This is a genomic window from Acidithiobacillus sp. TH-A36 (genome assembly GCF_057473445.1).
The window spans coordinates 1-3,398 of the sequence record NZ_JBYCKP010000320.1; the positions used below are offsets into that span (position 1 = coordinate 1).

General features: G+C 54.0%; 5 protein-coding genes. 4 read left to right on the forward strand and 1 reads right to left on the reverse strand.

Annotation, left to right across the window (positions count from 1 at the left end; all coding sequences use genetic code 11):
- Positions 1-508 precede the first annotated feature (508 nt).
- From AC2VLY_RS08550 to AC2VLY_RS08560, 3 genes are all read left to right on the forward strand, one after another.
- On the forward strand, positions 509-934 hold the full coding sequence (locus AC2VLY_RS08550; RefSeq protein WP_486922102.1) for a putative toxin-antitoxin system toxin component, PIN family: 426 nt from the start codon (positions 509-511) through the stop codon (positions 932-934).
- The gene (locus AC2VLY_RS08555; RefSeq protein ID WP_486922103.1) at positions 931-1,185 is read left to right on the forward strand and encodes a toxin-antitoxin system HicB family antitoxin; all 255 of its coding nucleotides are present in this window, start codon (positions 931-933) and stop codon (positions 1,183-1,185) included. The genes AC2VLY_RS08550 and AC2VLY_RS08555 overlap by 4 nt, the downstream gene beginning before the upstream one ends.
- Before the next feature lie 419 nt (positions 1,186-1,604).
- Positions 1,605-1,772, forward strand: coding sequence for a hypothetical protein (locus tag AC2VLY_RS08560; RefSeq protein WP_486922104.1), 168 nt, complete (start codon positions 1,605-1,607; stop codon positions 1,770-1,772).
- Between the two features lie 497 nt (positions 1,773-2,269).
- Here the strand turns inward: AC2VLY_RS08560 and AC2VLY_RS08565 are convergent, their stop codons facing one another.
- Positions 2,270-2,554, reverse strand: coding sequence for a hypothetical protein (locus AC2VLY_RS08565; RefSeq protein WP_486922105.1), 285 nt, complete (start codon positions 2,552-2,554; stop codon positions 2,270-2,272).
- A 514-nt stretch (positions 2,555-3,068) separates the two neighbouring features.
- Between AC2VLY_RS08565 and AC2VLY_RS08570 the strand changes: the two genes are divergently transcribed.
- Positions 3,069-3,398: ParB N-terminal domain-containing protein (locus tag AC2VLY_RS08570; RefSeq protein WP_486922106.1), on the forward strand; the 330-nt coding region annotated here is incomplete at its 3' end.

The following is a 3,398-nucleotide window of genomic DNA, read 5'->3' on the forward strand; positions in this document are numbered from 1 at the left end:
CCCTACAGGCCAATAACCATAAGGCTTCCAGAAACCGTAACGCGCGCGCGCGGTTTTAACTTAAAGAAAAGCTTTTAACGTCTCCGACGGTGGAAAAGCCAAAACCAAAATGACCGACAGACAATGACAATGGGCGCCCACTTGCCGCCTACGGCGCCGGGCGCAAACATCCCCGGCGGGGACCCTGCTGGTCCCCCTGTCCGCGCCTGCGGCTTGCCGGGTCGACCCCCTTCGGGGACTGCGTCCCCCACTACCTATGGCAGTGGCTCCCCCTCGGGTTTTACAAAAGAGGGGTAAATTTGGCGCAGGACACGTTTTTAGTGGTTGAGTGATGGAAATGTACAAGATCTGGATTTGCGTCGTTTCTAGGGCAAATATGGGGCCTTTACGGCAGGTTCGTGCAGGGTGGTTCAGGTTGGGATGGTTTTTGTACGGTGGTGTGACCAGCAACAGGGCAAGTTGTCCCCGCGAAAACCCGCTTTTTCGTTTTTGTGATATCCTATGAGATATGCTGAAAATCGTTCTCGATACCTCCGTACTGACCAGCGCCCTGCGTAGCAACCTGGGGGCCAGCCACGCGGTATTGCGGTTGATCGGTTTGGGGCAGATAACCGTATTGGCAACGCCCGCTTTGTTCATGGAATACGAAGCGGTACTGACAAGGCCTGAGCAATTAGCGGTATCTCAGCTGACCCTCCAAGAGGTCGGTCGATTCCTGGACGCCTTTGCTGGTCTTTGCAGCCCGGTAGATATTCATTTCCACTGGCGGCCACAACTCAACGACCCGAACGATGAAATGGTTCTGGAGGCCGCCGTAAATGGTCATGCCGATGCTTTGGTTACTTTCAACATGGTGCATTTCGCGGTGGCTGCGCCCCGTTTCAATCTTCCCCTATGGCTACCCAAACAACTTTTGATGGAGGTCCGCCAATGAACAAGGCCGCCTATGCCCTGAAACTGCCACAGTCCCTCAAGGCCGCTGCACAACGGCTTGCACGGGAGGACGGTGTATCTCTCAATCAGTGGATCACGGTTGCTCTCGCTGAAAAGGTCGGTGCTGTAGAAACGGCGGCCGACTTCTTCAAACGGCGCGGCAGCAATGCAAGCCCTGCTGACTTTCAGGAAATTCTGGATAAGGTAAGAAGTAATCCGCCAGCTAAAGGCGATGAACTACCGGATTTGTGATGGATTCTACCCTTGGCTTGACGCATCACTCTGATGAGAGTGACGCAATGGATTTTCAGGGGATCACGGTAAGGTCCTATAGTTGGCCATCCTGGGTGCCAGACGAACCGAGCAAAGTCGGGCGATCTGTCGTTCAGGGTTTGGGGGCTGTCAGGCAAAACGGTGCATTCTGTCCACTGACAAACCAAAAAACCTACCGTATTCCAAGGCACCTCTCTGGAAGATCTGCGCACCTTTCCCCTGTCGGCCAGACGCGAAGCAGGATACCAGCTAGATCAGGTGCGCGGATTTTGGCTTGTGCAAACGGATGCGCTTCGGGTACGGTAGACCGTAATCAGGCATGTGCGGATGCGGCAGTCCGTGCGCGTGCGTTTAGTCGAGTCCTTGCCCGGAAGGACGATGCCGAGTAGCCCGGGTGCATGATTCAGTATCTCCGAACTCTGGCCCACATTCCACGTGGGCCTTTTTTTGTTTGTGCGCTCTCGCTGCGTCTGTGCGTCCGCGATGCGGCCAAGGTACAAACATACCCCCGCGATACCTTGCGGGCTTTCCAGGGCATTTCTGCGCCCTTACTGGCCGCGTTATAATGGGAGGCAATCAGGCAGGGGATAAATCGGCTTTCTCTCCAGATTTATAACGGGCATGCCCTCACCCAGAAGGGATCTGCCGAGCAGTCTGGGAAGGCCCGCCGTTGCGCGGGCCTTTTTCGTGACTGGTCACCGTAACAGTAACGGAGTTACTGCGTAACGACCGCCGCCATTGTGTGACTTGTTGCGGTTTCAGTTACTGTAACAACCTGGTACACATGCACCCTATCTAAAATCGCATTTTCCCGGACCGCCAATCATCAGGCTTGCGCTGTACTCTCCCGATCACGGATCGCCCAGACATTGACCGTTGTGCCGTTGCGATATGTTTTGCAGTGGTCCACCTGGGCACGCAACTCACTGAGCAGGCTATCCTCATATTGACATAACCTACCAAGCGAAAACCGAACAATAGCGCACAGCGAATTGTAAGGTTTTCGCTTGGTAGGCAAAGGGGCAAGCCCCTTTTGAAACCCCGATGAGGGGCGGCTTTTTTATTATTGAGTGACTGGCTGCGATTTAAGCAGATGGATGAGCGCCAGATCGACGATCTCTTTTTGTGACTTGTCGCCATATGTGGTGATGAGTTCATCCAGGGCCATGTGCGCGTCACCCGACAACATTACGGAGATCGGCTTCCCGCTGTAGCCTTCCATCGGGAAGCGGCGACGGTCGCGGCTGGCCTTGGCCCGTTCCGCTGCCGTCATGGGACGGTCGCCCTTGGGCTTACGGCCTCTTTTTTTGGTGACAGGTGGCGATAAGACCTCGGTTATCTGGGTCATGACTGTTCTCCGCGTCAGTTGCCTGAATTTTATTCTATGTGACACGCCACCAATAATCAAAATAACGTGACATGCTGCGTTATTACACAAACGTCCGTTTGTCTGACTGCCGGAAAAACGGTCGTGGCCAGCTCTCATCCCGTCACACAACCTGTCAGGTTTTCTATGGCGTGCAAACGAAGCATTAACACTGCGTTTTCCGGCAATCGTTACGGTAACAATCTAAAACGGAGTCTTCAGATGGAGACTCCGTTTTTTTAAGCAGGTGAGGCGGTGACTGTAGGTGTCTGTCAGGCGGTCAGACAACACAGCTTTTTGTCGGCCCAAGCGTCAGACACCCCGTCAGACAATGCTGTCGGACGCCCTGTCCGACGCCTTTTATTTCACCACACCTGACGCACCAAAGGTGCAGTTTTTAGACCCCGTCCAGATGGCTGTATGTCGGACAATCAATAGCTTGCGCGTCTGTCAGTAGGTTGCTAAAACGGTTGTTATTCTTGTAAGGAGGCTTTTTATGAGCACACAAGCATTGGCCCAGACCCAGATCAATAACCGGGAAATCCGTTACGCCAGAGTTGAGCGGTTTACCGGCATTGAAAGCGTCATTCAATTGATGCCCCCCAGAGACAATGGACGGCCCGAGTTCACTACCCTGCTCGACAGTGTTCGGGAAATGGGCATCCTGAATCCGGTTGTCGCCATTGAGCATAATGACGGCGCGCTGTATGTCATTGACGGATACATGCGGGTGATGGTCGGAGATCACCTGGGACTGCAACAGATTCCTTACATCCACACCCCATTAAATCCCGATGATCCCGCCGTAGTGGACATGGCTGCCCGT